Genomic DNA, 21,209 nt, shown 5'->3' with positions numbered 1-21,209 from the left:
AAAGATACAAAAATTAAAAATTATAAAAGCAAAAAATATAATTAGTAGTTTTTTACAAAGACCCAAGACCCAACTACCTCAACTCCGCACCCAATTGTATTTCAAATTGTGTTTGTAGCGTTTTCATGATTTTATCAATTTGCTTATCGGTAAGTGTTTTGTTTTCATCTTGTAATGTAAAACTAACGGCATAACTCTTTTTGCCTGCTGGTAAGTTTTTACCTTGATACACATCAAAAAGATTCACGTCTTTTAATAATTGCTTTTCACTTTGTTTGGCAATTTTGTGAATTGACTCGAAAGTAACGCTATCATCTAACAACAATGCAAAATCACGACGCACCTCAGGATATTTAGGAATCGCTTTAAATGAAATGTTGTTGCGCTTAACAATATTTAGGATGGTGTCCCAATAAAAATTGGCATACAGCACATCTTGCGAAATATCAAAATGCTTTAAAATAGGTTTTTTAATCAATCCGAAATCAATCAATTTCATTTTGCCTAAACTAAAACTTAAGCCCTCACTGAATAAATCGTTTTCAACAGGTAGTTCATTATATCTTGAAATCCCTAAACGTTCCAATAGGCTTATAATGTTTCCTTTAAGGAAAAAGAAATCACTTTTTTTAGTGGTGGAATTCCAATTTTCAGAATTTTGATTGCCGGTTACAAATACCGATAAATGCTTAAATTCTTCATGCTTGCCGTTGTAACCATGATAGGTTTTTCCAAATTCAAATAGTTTTAAATCGGAACGTCTTCTATTAATGTTAAACGAAATAGCTTCCAGACCGGAAAACACTAACGACTGTCTTAAAACAGATAAATCACCACTTAAAGGATTCAAAATACTGATATTATGCTCCTCTTTTAATTGGTCACTTAACGCCACATAATTAGGCGTGGTAAGTGAGTTTGAAAGTATTTCGAAAAAGCCTTGAGAAGCCAATTGATTTCCAACTAAGTTCTGTATTTTGTAATCTTCAAAACGTGTTGAATTAGATATAGATGCATTTAGCTTTTCAGTCGTTTTAATATTGTTATAACCGTAAACACGCAGTATTTCTTCAATAATATCGGCTTCACGGGTTACATCGTTTCTGTAAGCAGGTACCATCAAACCTAAACCTGTTTCGGTAACACTGTTTACCTTAATTTCCAATGAGGTTAAAATACGTTTAATAATTTCCTTCGGAATTTCCTCACCAATTAATTTCTTTGCATTTTCAAAACTTAATCGTACCTGAAAATCCTCAATTTTATTAGGATAAATGTCAACAATATCGCTTGTAATTTCGCCACCAGCAACTTCTTGAATTAACAAAGCAGCACGTTTTAAAGCATATTCAGTAATATTAGGGTCGATGCCTCGTTCAAATCTAAATGAAGCATCGGTATTTAAGCCGTGGCGTTTAGCCGATTTACGAACACTTACCGGGTTAAAATAAGCACTTTCTAAGAAAATACTGGTTGTTCCTTCTGATACTCCCGAATGTATTCCACCAAAAACACCAGCAATACACATTGGTTTTTCGGCATCGCAAATCATTAAATCGTCTTCGTGTAAAGTACGTTCTACACCATCTAAGGTTACAAATTTAGTACCAGCTGCCAAGGTTTTAACGACCACTTTATTGCCGGAAATTTTTGCAGCATCAAACGCATGTAACGGTTGCCCCAAATCGTGAAGTACATAATTGGTAGCATCCACAATATTGTTAATAGGATTTAAACCAATGGCTTTTAGACGGTGTTGTAACCAAACAGGCGATTCTTTTACCTTAATGCCACTTATGGTAAGCCCACAGTAGCGCGGTGCCAATTCTTTGTTTTTAACATCTACATCAATTCGCAACGTGCGGTTATCTACATGAAATGCACTTACCGATGGTGTTATAAACTCTAAAGTTGTTTCCTTTTGTATCAATCCGGCTTTTAGGTCGCGGGCAGTACCCAAATGACTCATGGCATCGGCACGGTTTGGTGTTAAGCCAATTTCAAAAACATGGTCGTTTTCAACGTCAAAAATAGCAGCAGCAGGTGTTCCTACTTTAATATCAGCATCTAAGACCATAATGCCATCGTGCGATTTTCCTAAGCCAAGTTCATCTTCGGCGCAAATCATGCCATGGCTTTCTTCACCACGGATTTTACCTTTTTTAATGGTCCACGCTTCGCCAGTTTCGGTGTATAAAGTTGTGCCAATAGTTGCCACAGGTACTTTTTGCCCAGCAGCTACGTTGGGTGCGCCACACACAATTTGTAAGGGTGTTTCGTCGCCAATATTAACGGTAGTAACCTTTAGTTTATCGGCATTTGGATGTTGCACACAGGTTAAAACCTCGCCAACAACCACACCTTCCAATCCGCCTTTAACCGATTGATAGGCCTCAATACCTTCCACTTCCAAACCTAAATTTGTTAGTAATTCGCTGGTTTGTTCTGGTGTCCAATCAATTTTAATAAATTGTTTCAACCAATTGTATGAAATCTTCATTCATTTGCTATTTAAGAGTGCAAACCTACATATTTTTTTTCATTTTTCCTTTGAAAATAGCTCTTGAAAGTCGCCAAACAATCCCTAATTTATAAACAATAAAAGGTGTATGTAAACAGAGCAGATTACTTTTTATTTGGGTGTTCCCTAAAGGTCGGGCTAGGAGTTTATCTTGAGCGCAGTCGAAAGGTTACAAGTCTTCACTCCTGCATAGCTGTGGGCTTTTCACAGCAAATGTGAAACATTCACGATTTCTAATTGATAAAATAAATGCATGAGTAATCACTAACGCTGTTGGGTGGAAGTTTTTTTTTGTTATTAATGCTCGAAGTTACAAACGTTCGAGCAAGCTGATAAAAAAACAATCTTCAGAACAGCTACAACTCGTTTAAAACAAAATTATAATCATACTGTAAATCTTCGTGAAGTGTTGAAATTATCTTTTTGATTAATAGTGTCTGGCGATTGTACATATTTAGCAATTGGGCACTATGCTTAATACTAGGAGAGAAATTTTTTAGTTTTTGACAAAAATAGAGAAGGAGTGCCACTTCGGTTTCTTTGTTTTGTGAATATCTAATAAATTTTTTGGTGTTGGTTAAAATTTTACGCGCACTTTTACGAATGTAGAAATAACTCGCAGTGTTTATTAATTCGAACTGTTCGTCTATATAACCCTTAACCGATTCTATATAGCCTTCTTCATTATGGGATTCGAAAAGTAAATAGGTAAGAAGCTCTTTGTTTTCTTTCTTGAATTTAGCAAGACGTAAACAAAGCTCTGCCAATTCGTCGTAAGATTTATGACTTAATTCTTTTTTGATCTCAACAATGGAAGCGCCTTTCAAATATTTTATTTTTTATAGCCATCTATAGAATATTTACCTGCACCTGTTAAGAAAACAACCAAAAAGGCAACTAAATACAGTATGGCTTTTTCTTTAACATCAATAGGGTCGCTAGCGTGTATAACAAAGGTAGCAACAAACATGGTAATTATACTCGGGATGGCGGCTAATTTAGTTTTAAATCCTATCAAAATTAAAATAGGGGCAACCACTTCACCTATTAATGTCAAAATTAAAGTGGTGGTTTCACCAACACCAATAGGGTCGGCAAACTTAATAGGGCTTTCAAATAATAAATTTATTTTTGGAATACCGTGCGTAAGCATCATACCTGCAAAACCAATTCTTAGGATTAATAAGCCTAAATCTGTAACGTTTTTATTCATTTTAAATATGGGTTATTTAAGTTAAATCTATCGTAATTTTGGAAAAACACTTGGGTTTACTTCGTGCATCACACCGTAAACAGCTTCAAAAATATCATCTGCTGATGGTTTTGAAAAATAATCACCATCATTTCCATACGCAGGCCTATGGGCTTTTGCAGTGAGTGTTTTTGGCTGACTATCTAAATATTGATAGGCATTTTGGACATTTAAAATTTCATTCAAAATATATGCTGACGCACCACCCGGAACATCTTCATCAATCACCATAAGCCGATTGGTTTTTTTGATACTTTTAACAATGTCGTGATTTAAATCGAAAGGTAATAGGGATTGAACGTCAATTACTTCGGCATCAATACCGATAGCCATTAAATCCTTAGCTACTTGTTCTACAATACGCAAGGTAGAACCGTAAGATACTAAGGTAATGTCTGCACCTTCTTTTACAATTTCAACAACACCTATTGGTGTTTGAATAGCGTTTAGATTGTTTGGTTTTCTTTCTTTTAGTCGATACCCGTTAAGACATTCTACCACAATGGCAGGATCATCACCTTTTAAAAGGGTGTTATAAAAACCTGCGGCTTTGGTCATGTTTCTTGGTACTAATACATTTACACCTCTAACTAAATTCAAAATACCGCCCATTTGTGAACCCGAATGCCAAATACCTTCTAAACGGTGGCCTCGTGTTCTAATAATTAATGGGGCTTTTTGTTTTCCTTTGGTTCTGTAGTGCGTTGTAGCTAAGTCGTCACTTATAATTTGAAGCGCATATAGTATGTAGTCTAAATACTGAATTTCGGCAATAGGCCTTAACCCGCGTAAGGACATACCAATACCTTGACCAACAATGGTGGCTTCTCTTATGCCTACATCGGCAACTCTTAGTTCACCATATTTTTCTTGTAAACCTTCCAAACCTTGATTTACATCGCCTATATTTCCTGTATCCTCACCAAAAATAAGTGCTTCTGGATAGTTGCTGAAAATGCTATCGAAATTATCTCGAAGGATAATGCGCCCATCAACTAATTCTGCATTTTCATTATAAGTAGGTTTTACTTCTTTTATAAGGGTATTAGACCGATTGGTTTCAGAATATAAATGGGAACTAAAATTAGGTTGAGTGTTTTCGAAGGCTTTGTTAACCCAATTGCTAAGTAATTCTTTTTCCGGAAAAGATTCTTTAATAATGTGTACTAATGTTTTTCTTGCGCTTGATAAAATATCTTTTCGCGTAGGTTCATCAATAGCAACTAAATTATCTTTAATTTTTTCTATAAAAATACCATTAGCACTTTGAGGTGCAACTTGTTTTAAAATAGAAACTAATTCGCCTTGTTCTTTTAGTATGGGTTTTAAAAAGGTATTCCAAGCATTTTTTTTAGCTTCTCGTACCTCACGTTTTATGGTTCTTTCAATTTCTAAAAGGGCTTCGTTGGTTGCAATGCCGCTTTCAATAATCCATTCACGCATTTTGGCGTTGCAATCGTGGTCGGCTTCCCAAGCTAATCGCTCAGCATTTTTATAACGCTCGTGCGAGCCAGACGTAGAGTGTCCCTGAGGTTGTGTTAATTCTAGAACATGTATTAAAACGGGCACATGTTCTTCTCGAGCAATAACAGCGGCTTCTTGGTAGGTTTCTACTAGATTGGCATAATTCCAACCTTTAACCCGTAATATTTCAAACCCTTTTTGTTTGTCATTTCTTTGAAATCCCTTTAGAATTTCTGAAATATTTTCTTTAGTTGTTTGATGTTTGGCATGTACCGAAATACCATATTCATCGTCCCAAACACTAATAATTAAAGGAACTTGTAAAACACCTGCTGCATTAATGGTTTCAAAAAACAATCCTTCGCTAGTGCTTGCATTTCCAATGGTACCCCAAGCGACTTCATTTCCATTAATTGAAAAGTTAGAAGCATTAATGCCTTCTACTTGCCTGAAAATTTTAGAGGCTTGTGCCAATCCTAATAAGCGAGGCATTTGAGAAGCGGTAGGGGATATATCGGCACTAGAGTTGTATTGTTTTGTTAAGTTTTTCCAACTACCATCGTTGTTTAGGCTATGGGTTGCAAAATGCCCACCCATTTGCCTGCCAGCAGACATAGGTTCTAATTCTAAATCTGTATTGGCATATAAACCAGCAAAAAACTGTTCAATGGTAAGTTCACCTAAAGCCATCATGAATGTTTGGTCTCGGTAATATCCCGAGCGCCAATCGCCTTTTTTAAAGGCTTTTGCCATGGCTAATTGAGGTATTTCTTTACCGTCTCCAAAAATTCCAAATTTAGCCTTTCCTGTTAATACTTCACGGCGACCTAATAAACTACATTCGCGACTTTTTACAGCGATTTCATAATCGTTTAAAACTTCTGTTTTAAAATCTTCGAATGATATATTGTTTTTCAAGTCTGGAACTGTGTGCATAAGTGAAATGCTTTAACTTTTGCAAAAGTAGTTAAAGTTTGCGGGTTTTACAATTAAAATATCAATGCAATTAATTATGAAATTCTTAAAGATTTTAATTTTTTAAATTATAAATCATCAATTATTCAACAGAATATCAAATAAACTAATTATTATATAATGGTTTTAACATTTAGTACCAACGACGTCTAAATAAACCTAAAAGTGATTGAGGGTCTACGGTAAATTTAAATCGTATTTTCTGGTCGTAATTTGGTTGGCCTATTTCCCAACCTAAGTTTGAGTATAATGGTAGGTAAATCTCAAAATAATCGGTTACTAAATTAATTCTAATACCAGAATCATAAACAAAATGTGCATCATCAAATTTGTTTTTTACCAGTCCCACATCGCCATACAGTAAAACATATTTCCATAAGGTGGTACTTGTGTTTATGGATGTCATCCATTGATTTGCATAAGGTGTATCTAATTTCGATTTAAAACCACCTTCGGCATCAATATATTGTTGACTGAAGATACCAGAAGCTTCCGATCTTCCTAAATAGGGATATTCAAATAAATAATCGGTTGGTCTATCTAATGCAAAACTAAAATAGTTGGAATTAGGATCATTATTGTTTTTCAAAAAAGCACCAGCAAAGAAACGCAGGTTTAATTGTCGATTGCTTTCAAACAAGCGGCGGTATTCATAATTAAAAGAGACTTTACTAAAGTTTTTTGCAATTTGTAAATCGGTGTACCACTTATTAAAATTAATCAAATTATCATTTGAATCAATGTAACGTGCATTGAACACCCCATAATTAGGTTCGTTTGATGTTAAAATATTGTTGACATCCTTATCTCTGTGAATGTCCACATACCTTAGTGTGAGTGATTCCCTTTTATTTGAACGGAAATCGTCTTTTCTTCTGAACAAGAACATTAATGAAGGGGATAGTTGCCTAACGAATAAATTTTCGGCATAAGATACATAGCCACCACTCATACCATAACTAACGGCATACAAATCGGTGTTTTCCAAATAGTGCGTCATAGACATAAATGCCGACCCGGTAACTGTTCTGGATTTTAACGAATATTGCGGTTCAAAACGGTAATTGAATAGTTTTCTTAAAACGGTTTTATTATAAATTCTTAAACCAAGTGTGAAACCGTCGTAAATATTGTTAAATTCCGCTATGGGCATAAAAAACACTTGGTTGTAGTAAGGGTCTTCAATGTCTTGAAAAATCCTAAATTGTAATGGTTTGTTATTAAAGAAGAAGCCTTTTAACGATTTCCAATTATCACGCATATTAATTTCAGGAATCACGCTGTTGTAATTTAAAACCAGTTTGTTAGCGTCGTTTCTGGGGATGGTAATGGTTTTGTTTTCTTTAATATTCTCTATCCAAGTTTTTGATATGATGCTATCATTGTTTAGAGCGTATAACGAAACAGGCATGCTGTTATCTTGCTTGTTTGTAATGGTTAATGTAATGGAATCTTCCGTTTTGTGAACCTTTTTTATTTTGAAATCTAATTTTTTCCGGGTGTTTAAATAATCGGTAAAAAACCAATCGATGTCTTTGTTGGTTTTAGATTTTATATAAGCTTCAAAATCTTCTGTGGTGACAGGTTTTAACTTATTTTTAATTACGAAAGATGACAAGCTGTTTTCAACAATATCATGGTTTATAAAATCGTCTAAATATTTTAAACCTACACCAGCTTTATATTTATTGGCAATACTATTATTGAACTTTAATAAGGAGTCTTTTGGCATTTTTAGGGGCTGATCTCTATTGGTTCGAGCCATTAACATGTATGCTAAATTATATTTATCATTAAATTTCATGTCGGCTGCATGAAACGATCGAACTCCCCAAAAGCTTGCCAAACTCCCTAAAAATTTCATGTTTGGGTAATGCTCATCCACATAATCCATTAAATAATAAATTTGAATACCATCAAGCAACCACTGGTCGGTTCTTGGGTTTATCAAAAGGGTGCTTTCTAAATAATTGCGTAGAGCAACTTTTAAAAGCTTTAGTTCATACTGAAAGTGGGTAGGGTATGGTTTAATAAAGCTAGGTAAAAAATTTAAACCATAAATAGGATCCTTGTTATAGTCAATCTCTGTTAAAAGAAGTTGTTTATGTGGATAATCTTTAAATTTTTCTTGAATAAAGGTTATTACTCTTTCAGTAATTAAAACTTTGTCAATTATTTCTAAACCTGCATCATTGATATTTGAGATAAGGGAAAAATCGCCTTTTTGTATCGTGTTGAATGTTGAAGTTTTATTCAAGAACAATTTATTGTTTAATATATTTGTTCCTTCTAATATAATTGATTGTTTGTTAGATGATTGAGTTTGGTTAATTACATCTAATTCTGAAGTTAATTTGTACCCCAAAGGATATGCTATTTCAAGGCGTACATCGGCAGCGGGAATATATAAATCGTCTAAATCCTTATTGCTATAATACTGCCATTGTCCGTTGTAAACCGCTGGTGTAATATACCAATATCTTAAGTTTACATCGCCCGAACTTGTTATGCCGTAGCTGGTAAACTTATCGCTTGGTATTTGTACTAAATATTCCAATTGAATATTATAGAATCCATTAGGTTTTAATGGGGTTTTCAATTCAACTTTAACAATGTCTATTTGATTCTTTAATTGTTGAAAAACCAAATCTTCATTATTCTGTTTGATGGAAATGATAACCGAATAACCCCTTTCTTCATTTTTAGCTAAATGAAACACGTTTTTGTACTCGTCTGCTATTCTTTGGGCAAGAGGTGTTTTTTTTGTTGAATAGCTGTTGTTCCAATCGTTTAAATAAATAGTTTGAAGCTCATCCTGTGTTGTGTTTTGGTACTGAATAGTTTGCGATATTCTTATTTGCTTTTTTTCAATATCAAAAGCAGCTTTCAAGTCAATTTTGTTTTGACTAAAGCTAAGATTACATACTAAAGTAAATAGAACACAACTGAAAAGACGTAATTTCAACTTAATTTTAAACATTTTTAAGGTTAATAAATCATAAGGCGCTGCAAGATAGTAAAATATATGTGTCTGGTAAGTTTATATATTGAACTCATTTAAACTTTTTATAATTGGCTAAAAAATTGTCCTTTTACATTCGATTTTCCCTTTTCTTCCTTCCGTAGCCTTTCCAACGCGACAAGCTGGCTCCTTCTCTAAAAAGGTTTACTAAACCTTTTCTTTACGCTCGGCCCTAACTCAAAAAAGCTTAAACGAGTTCATTGATTCGTTATTAAAGAATTTAGAAATTAGGACTTAATCCAGATCCATTATAGAATGCATCGAGAATGGCTACTACTTCGTCTTCGTTATCAACAAGATGAATTAAATCTAAATCTTTAGCACTTATATTTTTAAAAGACTCTAAAAGTGTAGCCTTTATCCATTCTATTAATCCTTCCCAGAATGTCGTTCCTACTAAAATAATAGGGAACTTTTCAATTTTATGTGTCTGAATTAAAGTAATAGCTTCAAAAAGTTCATCTAAAGTACCAAAACCACCTGGCATGACTACAAAGCCTTGTGAATACTTTACAAACATCACTTTGCGTACGAAAAAGTAGTCAAAATCCAAACTTTTATCAGCATCGATATATGGGTTGTCGTGCTGTTCAAAAGGAAGTTCTATATTTAAACCCACCGAAGTACCGCCACCTAAATGTGCACCTTTATTACCTGCTTCCATAATACCAGGGCCTCCACCAGTAATGACACCGTAACCAGATTCAACAATACGTTTTGCTATTTTTTCTGCAAGCAGATAAAAAGGATCTTCCGGTTTTGTTCTAGCTGAACCAAATATGGACACGCACGGACCGATTTTACTAAGTTTTTCATAACCATTAACAAACTCTCCCATGATTTTAAAAATGGCCCATGAATCGTTTGTTTTTATCTCGTTCCAAGCTTTACTGTGTTTTTCTAATCGCATAGTAGTGTTGATTTGTTAATTCGCTGATTTCTTTAATTCTTAATTCTTAATTCTTCATTCTTAATTATCAATTGTGCCAGTTCTTTTTTAAGAAACTTAGCAGTATAGCTTTTTTTGTGGTTTGCTACGTCTTCGGGTGTTCCTTCAACTATAATTTCTCCACCACCTTTTCCGCCTTCGTAACCAATATCAATAATATGATCTACAGTTTTAATAACGTCTAAGTTATGCTCAATAATTAATACCGTATTGCCTTTGTCTGCCAGTTTGTTCAATACAATCATTAACACTCGTATATCTTCAAAATGTAGTCCTGTTGTGGGTTCATCTAAAATATAAAAAGTATTTCCTGTATCACGTTTACTTAATTCTGTAGCTAGTTTTATGCGTTGCGCTTCACCACCAGAAAGCGTGGTACTTTGTTGTCCTAAGGTTATGTAGCCCAAACCGACATCTTTAATGGTTTTGAGTTTATTATGAATTTTAGGAATGTGTTCAAAAAACGGAACTGCTTCGTTAATAGTCATATCCAACACATCGCTAATGCTTTTGCCTTTATAGCGAATTTCTAAAGTTTCACGATTAAAACGCTTGCCTTGGCAGGTTTCGCACTCCACATATACATCAGGAAGAAAATTCATTTCAATAACCCTTAAACCGCCACCTTGACAGGTTTCACAGCGTCCGCCTGTAACATTAAAGCTAAACCTACCTGCTTTATAACCACGAATCATAGCTTCTGGGATTTTAGCAAATAAGCTACGGATTTCGTCGAAAGTTTTAGTATAAGTAGCTGGGTTGCTTCGAGGTGTTCTTCCAATGGGTGATTGGTTGATATCAATGACTTTATCAATATGTTCCAAACCTTTAATACTTTTATATGGCATTGGTTTTTTAACGCCATTAAAATAATAGGCGTTAAGAATAGGGTATAGGGTTTCGTTGATTAAGGTCGATTTTCCGCTGCCTGAAACACCTGTAACACCAATCATTTTCCCTAAAGGAAATTTAACCGAAATGTTTTTTAGATTATTACCGGTACAGCCTTTAAGCTCCAGAAAATGCCCATTGCCTTCGCGACGCTTTTTTGGGATTTCAATTTGTTTAGTGCCATTTAAATAATCGGCCGTTAAGGTATGATGCGTTAAAAGTTCTTTAGGCGAGCCAATGCTTATTATTTCACCACCATATTTTCCTGCTTTGGGACCAATATCAATTACATAATCGGCGCGTTCTATCATGTCTTTATCGTGTTCAACCACAATTACCGAATTTCCAATATCACGAAGTGAAATTAACGAATTTATTAGTTTTTCGTTATCGCGCTGATGCAATCCAATGCTTGGTTCGTCTAAAATATAAAGCACACCAACTAATTGCGAGCCAATTTGAGTTGCTAACCGAATGCGTTGTGCTTCGCCACCGGATAAAGATTTTGAGCTTCTGTTTAGCGATAAATAGTCTAAGCCAACATCCAACAAAAATTGTAACCTGGCTTTTATTTCTTTAAGAACTTCCTCAGCAATTTTAAATTGTTTTTCTGAGAGGTGCTTAGGCAAATCATTAAACCAAGTGGTTAATTCTACAATATCGGCATTGGCAAGTTCTGCGATGTTTTTATTGTTTATTTTGAAATAAAGAGATTCTTTTTTAAGACGAGATCCTTCACAATCTGGACATATCACTTTATCCATATAGTCTTTTGCCCAGCGTTTTAACGATGTGGATTCAGCGGTTTTATATTGATTTTCAATAAAATTCGCAACGCCTTCAAAATCTATTTTATAATCGCGGGTAACGCCCAGCGTTTTGCTTTCAACCGAAAATTTTTCATTCCCTCCATATAAAATCATCTGTTTTGCTTCCTCGGGAATATCTTTATAGGCATCTGTTAATTTAAAGTTAAAACGTTGCGCAATGGTTTCAAACTGTTTAAAAATCCAACTGTTTTTTTCGGGTCCGTGTGGTGCTAAGGCGCCCGCTTTGATAGAAATACTGTTGTCTGGAACTATCTTTTTTTCGTTTACTTGGTACAATGTTCCAATTCCGTTACAGGTTTCGCAAGCTCCTTTTGGTGAGTTGAATGAAAAATTGTTAGGTTCGGGATTAGGATATGAAATCCCCGAAGTTGGGCACATTAAATTTCGACTAAAATAGCGTGTTTCATTAGTGTCGTGATCTAAAATCATCAACACATCATCGCCATGGTGCATGGCTGTGTTTATGGTTTCGGTAAGGCGTTTATCGTTGTCAACAGAATCATCAATCAACAATCTGTCTATAACAATTTCAATATCGTGCGTTTTATAACGGTCTAGCATCATGCCTTTGGTCAGGTCTTTTATTTCGCCATCGGCTCTAACCTTTACAAAACCTTGTTTTGCTATTTGTTCAAATAGTTCACGGTAATGTCCCTTGCGTGAGCGTACTACTGGTGCTAAAATATTAATACGTTTTCCTTTAAAATCGCTAACAATGAGTTCTTTTATTTGCTCATCACTATAACTAACCATTTTGTCGCCTGTATTGTAACTATAAGCGTCACTGGCACGGGCGTACAATAGGCGTAGAAAATCGTAAATTTCGGTAATGGTACCCACAGTAGAACGGGGCGATTTACTGGTTGTTTTTTGCTCGATGGCAATTACGGGACTCAAACCATCAATTTTATCAACATCAGGGCGTTCCAATCCACCTAAAAACTGCCGTGCATATGCCGAAAATGTTTCAATATAGCGGCGTTGGCCTTCAGCATAGATAGTATCAAAAGCTAAAGATGATTTTCCACTACCAGACAAGCCCGTGATAACCACAAGTTTCTCTCGAGGAATGGATACATCTATATTTTTAAGATTGTGAACTCTAGCTCCTTTAACTTCAATAAAATCGTTGAATTGGCTCATACATTGACAAAAGCGCAAAGGTACAGATTCTATAATGAAAAAAGAAGTGAAGTTTATTTAGAGTTTTGTTAAAAAAACAAAATTACAAACCTGATTTTGAAGAGGGTTAAGCGTAAGCTCAAGGGATCATTTATATAACGTAGCAGTCTTCGATAAGTTCAGATTGGCAAATGCTTGATGTTTATTTCAGGTTTTTAAGTTTTTGAAATTTATAGAGAGTCTTCCAGTATTTCAATATTAACAATTAAAAAGCCTCGGTGTTTGTATTTAGCAATTTCCATAAACGCTTTTTTTGATAGATCAATTTCTCTACCCTTTATAAATGGTCCTCTATCGTTAATGGTTACTATGACAGACGAGTCGTTTACGATATTTGTAACCTTAACTTTTGTACCAAATTTTAGGGTTTTATGAGCTGCAGTATATAGGTCATTATTAAATTTCTCGCCACTTGCAGTTTTTCTGCCATTAAACTTATCGTGGTAGTATGAAGCGTGTACACTTTCTTTATACAGTGTGTAGGTTGTTAAAGAAGAATCTATACTAGTACTATCATTTAAAACTGAATCTTTTTGGATGAAGTTAAAATGAATGGTTTTTTCGTTCCCCTTACTAGAAGATTTAAAACTACTTAAAATAATAAGAAAACCTAAAAAAACTATAATATGAGTCGTTAACTTCATGTGTTCGATTTCTTTAATTCTTAAATAACGAAAAAATTTATTTTTAATTATACGTTTAAATTAACTAATTAGACTTTTAAAAAACAAATAAATGCTACAGCTTGGTTTTTGTTATTAAAAATAAGCGAAGATTTATTTCAGATTTGCTATAATTGTAAATGGAATAAATAATAAACAAAAATATATAATGAAATTATTAGGAATAGGCTCAAGAATCAATCATGCTGAATACGGAAAAGGTGTAGTAACCAACGTAACATCGCAGCATTATTGGGTTACTTTTATAGAAAACGGATTGGAAACCATTGATTTGGATAGTGAATTTGAAGTTATTGAAGCAGCCGATGGTGATGTGGATACCGTTAGCTTTTTTGATGTTGAAAGTAGCCTTGTAAATATTTTAAAAAAATGGAGTGATGCAAGTGAAATTGTACCTATTGCCGATAAATACAAAGGAGGTAAACTTATTTTAGAGCCAGGGGATACTAGTTTAAAATCGTACGAGTTACCCATTGACACCTTTTTTCATAAAATAACCATGGTGCGCGACCGCTTACGTGTTATGGAACAACGCATCAATGCCAGTGATTTAGACGAACAAGGTAAAATAGATTTGCAACAATATATTACCAGAATTTATGGTAGCTTAACCAGTTTTAATATTTTGTTTAAATCGAAAAGCCACCATTTTGTGGGGCAGAAGGGGAGTTAGGAATTAATTTTTAGTCACAGTTTTCAGTAAAACTGCTTATCTTAAAATTTGTAGGTTAACTCAAAAATTGCGATAGCAAACCTATTTAGTTCCTTTAATATGGGTTATTTCTAAACCAAACACACCAAATTTGTGGAAGTTTGGTAGTTGTGCGCCACTTTCGGTGGTAACCCAATCGTCCCAAGTAGCTTTTAAACCATCAATTGGTAAAATATCAACCCACATTTGAAAACTTGTGGGTTTTCCAGCATTATCTAAATGCCATAAATAGGAATCTCCAGGTGTAGTGCCACCAGATGTATAGGTTACTAAAAGCGCTTTTTTGTTGTTTTCTAAATTCACCAATCGACGTTCTGTTCCTTTGTCAAATACTTTGTAGGGTGCTATCAACCAAAATGAATCGTTGTTATAATATTTGGTTGCTTTTTCAATAAGCTGGCTGGATAACTTAGTATCCATTACTTTAAAACTGTGCACAAACGCTTTGTTTTGCGAAGCGTCATTTAAATCGAGAGTTACTTTATATTCTTTCCAGTAAACATCACAAGTATTTTTATTTTTTCTCCATTTATAGTAATGTTTTCTTTTAAAAGTCCACTCTATATAATTTGTGTTTTCAAAAGCTTCGTGGTTTAAGGCTTCCAGCATTTTATAAGCTAAGTCATCGGCTTCTTTTCCTTGAATACCTTCGGGCAATTCTTCGTTATATTTAAAGTATAAAAAACCAAAAAGCAGTAAACTGGGCAGTGTTAAAAACACAAGAACACCAGTTGTTATTTTTACTATTTTTTTTGATTTCATCTGTTTATATTTATTATTTTAGTTTGGTCAGATGGAACACCCTAAATAATCATCTTCGTGTGTGAATGCCGTTTTCATGTGCGTTTGATTCAAACACACTTTAGTTAATTTATGGCTAATTTATTAATTGTGAATATATTAATCAAAGAAAATGTTTTAAATCCGACAGCGGTATAGTCTATTCGATAACGTGTAGTGTTTATTGCATTTAATCTTTAAAATTAGAGTTCTATCGACTTCAGTTTATTTTAAATTTATAGAATGCTCTTCAAGCTTCATTTTAGAAAAAAGAATAAGTTCCTCAAAGAAAGTAGAAAATTCAGTTTCAAAATCAGAATAAAACAGCTCTAATTCGTTTACAGCTTCATTCATGCCAGAACGGTTTTTAGTGCGTCTGTCCATACCTTCTAAAGCTTTCGAAATGCCATCAATAGACGCATAATTTACTAGCCAATTACCGGTCATCATATAAGGCATCATTTTTTGAATTCTTAAAGGCAATAATTCGTAGTAGGTTTCCAATAAACCATAAAAATGTTCAACATAACTATTTAAAGGCACATCGCAATAGTTGCTCCAGTTTTTAGCTAAAAAATGGTCATAAAGAATATCGACAATAATACCCGAATAATGCCCGTATTTTTTGTGCAAACGCTTTGTGCTTTTTCTAACAACTTCATGCGCATCGGTAAACGTATCAATATTTCTGTGAAGCAAAATGCCTATTTGGATGTCTTTAGGATATTCTTTATATGATTTACCTTTGATGCCATCGGCAATAAAATTTCCTATGGTAACCAAATCGTTATCTCCAGAAAGGTAAATGTGTGCTAAATAATTCATTTGTGAAATTTACGAATTACGAATTTAGAATTGCAGTTTTGAAATAGTATATTTGCTAATTAACTTGAAAAAACAACACTTGAAAAAAATAATATGACACTTATAAAATCAATTTCAGGAATTAGAGGAACTATTGGTGGAAACGTTGGCGATAATTTAACACCAATAGATGCCGTGAAATTTGCAGCAGCTTACGGGGTTTGGTTAAAAGAACAACGTGATAAAGACACGTACAAAGTGGTTGTTGGTAGAGATGCGCGCATTTCGGGAGCCATGATTCAAAATTTGGTAATGAATACGTTGGTTGGTTTAGGTATCGATGTGGTCGATTTAGGCTTATCTACAACTCCAACAGTTGAAATGGCCGTACCTATGGAGCATGCTGATGGCGGTATTATTTTAACGGCAAGTCATAACCCAAAACAATGGAATGCTTTAAAATTGTTAAATGCAAAAGGGGAGTTTCTTGATGATGTTGAAGGCGCCAAAATTCTAGAAATAGCAGAAAGTGACACGATGCATTTTGCAGACGTTGATAGTTTGGGCAAAATCACAAAAAACAAAGCTTATATAGATTTACATATTATTGAGGTTTTAGATTTACCATTGGTAACGGTGCCCGCTATTGAAGAAGCCCGATTTAAAGTTGTGGTAGATGGTGTGAATTCTACCGGAGGTATTGCAATTCCATTACTTTTAGAGCGTTTAGGTGTAGAAGTGGTTAAATTGTATTGTGAACCAAACGGACAGTTTCCGCACAATCCAGAACCATTAAAGGAACATTTAACCGATTTATCTGAAGCTGTAAGAAAGCATCATGCTGATTTCGGCATTGTAGTCGATCCAGATGTCGATAGGTTAGCGTTTATGGATGAAAATGGTGAGATGTTTGGAGAAGAATACACTTTAGTTGCTTGTGCCGATTATGTGTTGAGCAAAACCCCCGGAAATACGGTAAGCAATATGAGTTCTACCAGAGCATTGCGCGATGTGACCGAAAAGCACGGTGGTACTTATGAAGCTAGTGCCGTAGGTGAGGTGAATGTGGTAAAATTAATGAAGAAAAATAAGGTTGTTATTGGAGGTGAAGGTAATGGCGGTATTATATATCCAGAATCGCATTATGGTCGTGATGCTTTAGTTGGAATCGCATTATTTTTAAGTTTATTGGCTGAAAAAGGTATTTCGGTAAGTAAGCTTAGAAATAGCTATCCAAACTACTTTATGAGTAAAAAGAAAATTGAATTAACACCTGGTTTGGATGTTGATGGTATTTTAAAAACGATGGAAAACCGTTACCAAAACGAACAATTAACCACTATTGATGGAGTTAAAATAGATTTCCCTGAAAGTTGGGTACATTTACGCAAAAGCAACACGGAACCTATTATAAGAATTTATACAGAAGCAAAATCACAACAAGAAGCGGATACCTTAGCAGATAAATTTATTGAAGAAATTGGTGCGATTGCAAAGTTGAAGTAATTTAAGGAAATAGAAAAAGTCAATATAAGTTCAATAAATATAAACAGATGAAAAGACTATTATTGGTATTTATTACAGTTATATTTATTCAGTCATGCGAAAACAAGAAGGTTGAACATTCTCCCCATCGTGAAAATTGGGGAAAAAGAACGGTAAACAAAGTACTACTTGATTCTTTAATTAATGGGCAAACCTATTTGTCTGTTTATTCGCAAATTTACAGTCAAACCGAACATCGTGTACATAATTTAACGGCAACAGTAAGTATTAGAAATATAAATACTAACGATACCATTTATATAGGTAAAGCAACGTATTATGATACTCATGGTGAAGCTATAAGAACTTATTTTGATAAGCCAATTTATGTAGCACCTATGGAAACCGTAGAAATTGTAATTGATGAATTTGATGAAGAAGGTGGTACAGGTGCCAATTTTTTATTTAATTGGAAAATTAAACCAAATTCAAACGCTCCTTATTTTGAGAGTGTGATGATTTCTACATCTGGTCAGCAGGGTATTTCATTTACAACTCAAGGGAAAAACATGAATTAATTATAATTTGGATATAAGGCAACTGCCTCGAGTCATTTATAGAAAGAACATTAAAAATTCGAGGCAAGTTTCGGTGCATTCAAATCTCGATTATCGAGTAAAATTCTTTTATAACAATGAAAATTAAAATGGAATTGTCACCCGAACAACAAGAGAAACTACTTAAAGTATTAAAAGCTAGGTTTGATAAAATATTCAATGCATAAAGACATCAATTTGTTTATCACAATGGAGCAGAATCGTACTATGCAGTCAGAGGATTTCGTAGTTCGTTAAGAGTATAAAATTAAGAAATATTATTTGCTTTTTCTTTTGTGCTTCCAGCGTTTATGTGTCCAGAAATAATATTCTGGCGCTTCATGAATTTGCTTTTCAACTTCACGCAGAAACATATCCGTCAATTCATAATCTTTGTAAGTATTAGGGGTTTCGGCTAATGTCTTAATCTCAGCTTCGTAATGCCCCCGTTTTACTTTGCTTACTTTTAAATACGCCATGGTTAAATTTAGTTTTTTAGCTAATCGTTCAGCTCCTGTAAAACATGGCGTGTCTATACCCATAAACTTGCCCCAATACACGTCTTTTGTGAGTCGTGGCGATTGGTCGCTTAAAAAACCAATAATGCTTTTAATGCCTTTGGTTTCGTTTTCGTTTATAACTTGAATGGTTTCTTTAGTGCTAATTAAGTCGGTATTGAATTTAGACCGAATGTCTCTAATTAACTTATCAAAATATTTATTTGCCAATTTTTTATAAACAGCCAATCCTTTAAAATTGATATGGTTTTGTAAAACAATAGACCATTCCCAACTGGCATAATGTCCAAAAATCAAAATAATACTTTTGTTTAAATGTTCTAAACGTTGGAATTCCTCTGGATTGATAATGTGAAAACGCTTCTTTAGTTCTTTTTCAGAAATGGTCATGGTTTTAGCCATTTCCAAAAACATATCACATAAATGTTTGTAGAATTTTTTTTGTATTTGCGTTAGTTCCTTTTCAGGTTTTTCAGGAAAAACAAGTTTTAAATTGTTGTAAACTACCTTTTTGCGATAACCAATGATATAATAAAGCAATACATACAAACCATCGGAAACCAAGTATAGCAATCTAAACGGAAGTATGGAAATTATCCATAGAAGTGGATAAATAAGAATATATGCTAAAAGTTGCATGAATTAATTTTAGATTTGTAGCAGCAAATATATGCTAATTTTGAACTTAAACCTTTACACTTTATGAGCAATTTGGATTTAGTGACTATCATTATTATAGTAGCAAATATTATTATATCTTATAAAGGCTTTGGGGATTATACGTTCTTTGAAAGGTATAAATTTAATGTGGGCGGCGTGCAAAGAGGCGAAAAGATACGTATGTTCAGTAGTGGCTTTTTACATATAGATACCCAGCACTTATTGTTTAACATGCTAACATTATACTTTTTTGCAGGTACGGTAATTGATTATGTTGCCCCCATTGGTTTTATCATTATATATATAGTAAGTTTAGTCGCAGGAAGTTTGCTGTCATTATATTTTCATAAAAACGAGTACCACTACAGTGCTGTTGGTGCAAGTGGTGCTGTAACAGGTATTTTATACGCCGCAATATTATTACAACCTGGCATGAAGCTTATATTTTTTTTCATACCAATTCCCATTCCTGCATATTTATTTGGTATTGGGTATTTGTTATATTCTATTTACGGGATGAAAACCCGAATAGGCAACATTGGTCATGATGCCCATTTTGGTGGTGCTATAGGTGGTTTTGCGACAACACTCATTTTAGCACCTAATTTATTTCAAACCAATTTGCTTATGATTGGGTTGTTGGCAATCCCAATTGTGTTGTTGTTTGTTTTGAAGAAAATGGGGAAGATGTAGAAGGTAAATATATCTTTAAAAAAAAGAAGCTGTTTATTTAACATCTTCTTTTTTTTAAAGTCAAATTATTAATACTTTGAATGTGGATTTGGTGTTTGATATGAAACAAATTCAGGATAGAGTAATATAAAGCTATTACCAATACCTTCTTCGTATGTGTAAGTTATTTTATCTGTGTCAGTTTCAAAAAAATAGTCATCATACAAATGACTTTCAGAAGTTTTATTCCCAAAATCTATATAAGATTCTTCGATAAGATAACCATCAGAATCATATAAATAGCTAAATTCACTAGCCTTTTTCCAGTCATTTAAATTATTATCACTTATACTTAATATAGATTTTGATATTAAATTATTAGAATACTGATGCTCTACCTTTTCGTCTTGGTACTCTATAATTTCATATATCCAGCCTGTTAATGAATCCCCTGTATAATTAAAATTAGTTGAAGTATATTCTATGTAAGTGGTATCAAAATAGTTGTTGTGTTCCTCATTAATTGTTACAACTTTGCCATTTTCGTAAATACAGTTCGATTTATAACTATAAAGTTCAGTCGAGCTTGAACCTTCATAAAAAGTATAAGTGCTTATTTTATCATTAGTAAATGTTATATCCTTATAACCTGACGAATTATCATTTTCATAAAATTCAGAAATTGATATAATGTTGCCATTGTTAGTAGCATATATATTATATGACCCTGAGTCACTCCCTATATAGTTTCCTGTAATTGAATTTCCATTATATGCTAATTGATATGTGCTTACTTCAACCCAATTATTATTTTCTTTTTTGTATTCAACAACGCTAACTAATTTATCGTCTGAATAATTATAAATCATTTTAGCAATTTCAATATTGTTACTATATCCAATTGCTTCTTTTACTCTTTTAGATGTTGTGGAGATTTCTTCTTCTTCAGGATTATCAGTAGGTTCTGTGCTGCAAGAAAAAAAGGCAATAAAAATTCCAAATAGTAAAATGTGTTTTAAATTCATATATTTATATAATAAGTTAATAAGGGCAAACTTAATATTTTAATATGAAAAAACTTATAGAAGTTATGGGTTTATTATAAATTAAGAATTTTGTATGATTACATTTTATGGCACAACTATTGAAAATATAATACTAATAAAAGTTCTGTTGTCATTATAACCTTCTGATAATTAATGCTTTTATGTTT

The 21,209-nt window shown here is 33.6% G+C and carries 16 protein-coding genes and 1 pseudogene; 5 read left to right on the top strand and 12 right to left on the bottom strand.

The window, feature by feature from the left end:
• Positions 1-73 precede the first annotated feature (73 nt).
• From pheT to ACGLWY_RS18245, 8 genes are all read right to left on the bottom strand, one after another.
• Positions 74-2,500, bottom strand: a complete 2,427-nt coding sequence (pheT, locus tag ACGLWY_RS18280; protein WP_396621121.1) for a phenylalanine--tRNA ligase subunit beta — start codon at positions 2,498-2,500, stop codon at positions 74-76.
• A 377-nt stretch (positions 2,501-2,877) separates the two neighbouring features.
• On the bottom strand, positions 2,878-3,348 hold the full coding sequence (locus tag ACGLWY_RS18275) for a hypothetical protein (RefSeq protein WP_396621120.1): 471 nt from the start codon (positions 3,346-3,348) through the stop codon (positions 2,878-2,880).
• Between the two features lie 5 nt (positions 3,349-3,353).
• Positions 3,354-3,734 carry a DoxX family protein gene (locus ACGLWY_RS18270; protein WP_396621119.1) on the bottom strand — a complete coding sequence of 127 codons (381 nt, stop codon included), beginning with the start codon at positions 3,732-3,734 and terminating at the stop codon, positions 3,354-3,356.
• Positions 3,735-3,761: 27 nt separating this feature from the next.
• On the bottom strand, positions 3,762-6,173 hold the full coding sequence (locus tag ACGLWY_RS18265) for a thiamine pyrophosphate-dependent enzyme (RefSeq protein WP_396621118.1): 2,412 nt from the start codon (positions 6,171-6,173) through the stop codon (positions 3,762-3,764).
• Between the two features lie 172 nt (positions 6,174-6,345).
• A complete protein-coding gene (locus ACGLWY_RS18260; RefSeq protein ID WP_396621117.1) occupies positions 6,346-9,102 on the bottom strand; it encodes a metalloprotease in 2,757 nt (918 codons plus the stop codon).
• 352 nt (positions 9,103-9,454) lie between these two features.
• Positions 9,455-10,144 carry a TIGR00730 family Rossman fold protein gene (locus ACGLWY_RS18255; RefSeq protein ID WP_396621116.1) on the bottom strand — a complete coding sequence of 230 codons (690 nt, stop codon included), beginning with the start codon at positions 10,142-10,144 and terminating at the stop codon, positions 9,455-9,457.
• Between the two features lie 32 nt (positions 10,145-10,176).
• Positions 10,177-13,047, bottom strand: a complete 2,871-nt coding sequence (uvrA, locus tag ACGLWY_RS18250; RefSeq protein WP_396621115.1) for an excinuclease ABC subunit UvrA — start codon at positions 13,045-13,047, stop codon at positions 10,177-10,179.
• Between the two features lie 209 nt (positions 13,048-13,256).
• A complete protein-coding gene (locus tag ACGLWY_RS18245; RefSeq protein WP_396621114.1) occupies positions 13,257-13,730 on the bottom strand; it encodes a septal ring lytic transglycosylase RlpA family protein in 474 nt (157 codons plus the stop codon).
• A 187-nt stretch (positions 13,731-13,917) separates the two neighbouring features.
• Here ACGLWY_RS18245 and ACGLWY_RS18240 point away from each other — a divergent pair, with 187 nt between their 5' ends.
• Positions 13,918-14,442 (top strand): hypothetical protein, encoded by a 525-nt coding sequence (locus ACGLWY_RS18240; RefSeq protein WP_396621113.1) that lies wholly within the window; start codon positions 13,918-13,920, stop codon positions 14,440-14,442.
• A gap of 81 nt (positions 14,443-14,523) precedes the next feature.
• Here ACGLWY_RS18240 and ACGLWY_RS18235 read toward each other — a convergent pair whose 3' ends face one another.
• Both ACGLWY_RS18235 and ACGLWY_RS18230 read right to left on the bottom strand, forming a co-directional pair.
• Complete coding sequence (locus tag ACGLWY_RS18235; RefSeq protein WP_396621112.1) at positions 14,524-15,243, bottom strand: hypothetical protein; 720 nt, start codon at positions 15,241-15,243, stop codon at positions 14,524-14,526.
• A 243-nt stretch (positions 15,244-15,486) separates the two neighbouring features.
• Complete coding sequence (locus ACGLWY_RS18230; RefSeq protein ID WP_396621111.1) at positions 15,487-16,086, bottom strand: ACP phosphodiesterase; 600 nt, start codon at positions 16,084-16,086, stop codon at positions 15,487-15,489.
• 93 nt (positions 16,087-16,179) lie between these two features.
• Here ACGLWY_RS18230 and glmM point away from each other — a divergent pair, with 93 nt between their 5' ends.
• The 3 genes and pseudogenes from glmM to ACGLWY_RS18215 form a co-directional block, all read left to right on the top strand.
• On the top strand, positions 16,180-17,571 hold the full coding sequence (gene glmM, locus ACGLWY_RS18225; protein WP_396621110.1) for a phosphoglucosamine mutase: 1,392 nt from the start codon (positions 16,180-16,182) through the stop codon (positions 17,569-17,571).
• Positions 17,572-17,618: 47 nt separating this feature from the next.
• Positions 17,619-18,128 carry a DUF3124 domain-containing protein gene (locus ACGLWY_RS18220; RefSeq protein ID WP_396621109.1) on the top strand — a complete coding sequence of 170 codons (510 nt, stop codon included), beginning with the start codon at positions 17,619-17,621 and terminating at the stop codon, positions 18,126-18,128.
• A 218-nt stretch (positions 18,129-18,346) separates the two neighbouring features.
• Positions 18,347-18,412, top strand: a pseudogene (locus ACGLWY_RS18215) (DUF4256 domain-containing protein); the annotation flags it as partial.
• A 12-nt stretch (positions 18,413-18,424) separates the two neighbouring features.
• On the opposite strand, the gene ACGLWY_RS18210 reads toward ACGLWY_RS18215, so the two are convergent.
• Entirely contained in the window at positions 18,425-19,303 is an 879-nt protein-coding gene (locus ACGLWY_RS18210; protein WP_396621108.1) for a lysophospholipid acyltransferase family protein, read from the bottom strand.
• Positions 19,304-19,366: 63 nt separating this feature from the next.
• Between ACGLWY_RS18210 and ACGLWY_RS18205 the strand changes: the two genes are divergently transcribed.
• The gene (locus tag ACGLWY_RS18205; RefSeq protein ID WP_396621107.1) at positions 19,367-20,017 is read left to right on the top strand and encodes a rhomboid family intramembrane serine protease; all 651 of its coding nucleotides are present in this window, start codon (positions 19,367-19,369) and stop codon (positions 20,015-20,017) included.
• A gap of 68 nt (positions 20,018-20,085) precedes the next feature.
• On the opposite strand, the gene ACGLWY_RS18200 is transcribed toward ACGLWY_RS18205, so the two are convergent.
• Positions 20,086-21,021: a hypothetical protein gene (locus ACGLWY_RS18200; protein WP_396621106.1), complete on the bottom strand. Its 936-nt coding sequence runs from the start codon at positions 21,019-21,021 to the stop codon at positions 20,086-20,088.
• Positions 21,022-21,209: the final 188 nt, after the last annotated feature.

Origin of the sequence: Mariniflexile sp. HMF6888 (assembly GCF_044335535.1) — a bacterium.
In the GTDB taxonomy this organism is placed as follows: domain Bacteria; phylum Bacteroidota; class Bacteroidia; order Flavobacteriales; family Flavobacteriaceae; genus Mariniflexile.
The sequence above is the reverse complement of the archived record's forward strand: the minus strand, read 5'-3'. Positions and strand labels throughout refer to the sequence as shown.

Coding starts and splice junctions, on each gene's coding strand:
- ACGLWY_RS18210 (WP_396621108.1), bottom strand. CDS start 19,303: ATGCAACTTTTAGCATATATTCTTATTTATCCACTTCTATGGATAATT.
- ACGLWY_RS18220 (WP_396621109.1), top strand. CDS start 17,619: ATGAAAAGACTATTATTGGTATTTATTACAGTTATATTTATTCAGTCA.
- ACGLWY_RS18235 (WP_396621112.1), bottom strand. CDS start 15,243: ATGAAATCAAAAAAAATAGTAAAAATAACAACTGGTGTTCTTGTGTTT.
- ACGLWY_RS18270 (WP_396621119.1), bottom strand. CDS start 3,734: ATGAATAAAAACGTTACAGATTTAGGCTTATTAATCCTAAGAATTGGT.
- uvrA (WP_396621115.1), bottom strand. CDS start 13,047: ATGAGCCAATTCAACGATTTTATTGAAGTTAAAGGAGCTAGAGTTCAC.
- ACGLWY_RS18200 (WP_396621106.1), bottom strand. CDS start 21,021: ATGAATTTAAAACACATTTTACTATTTGGAATTTTTATTGCCTTTTTT.
- ACGLWY_RS18230 (WP_396621111.1), bottom strand. CDS start 16,086: ATGAATTATTTAGCACACATTTACCTTTCTGGAGATAACGATTTGGTT.
- ACGLWY_RS18255 (WP_396621116.1), bottom strand. CDS start 10,144: ATGCGATTAGAAAAACACAGTAAAGCTTGGAACGAGATAAAAACAAAC.
- pheT (WP_396621121.1), bottom strand. CDS start 2,500: ATGAAGATTTCATACAATTGGTTGAAACAATTTATTAAAATTGATTGG.
- ACGLWY_RS18205 (WP_396621107.1), top strand. CDS start 19,367: ATGAGCAATTTGGATTTAGTGACTATCATTATTATAGTAGCAAATATT.
- glmM (WP_396621110.1), top strand. CDS start 16,180: ATGACACTTATAAAATCAATTTCAGGAATTAGAGGAACTATTGGTGGA.
- ACGLWY_RS18240 (WP_396621113.1), top strand. CDS start 13,918: ATGAAATTATTAGGAATAGGCTCAAGAATCAATCATGCTGAATACGGA.
- ACGLWY_RS18265 (WP_396621118.1), bottom strand. CDS start 6,173: ATGCACACAGTTCCAGACTTGAAAAACAATATATCATTCGAAGATTTT.
- ACGLWY_RS18245 (WP_396621114.1), bottom strand. CDS start 13,730: ATGAAGTTAACGACTCATATTATAGTTTTTTTAGGTTTTCTTATTATT.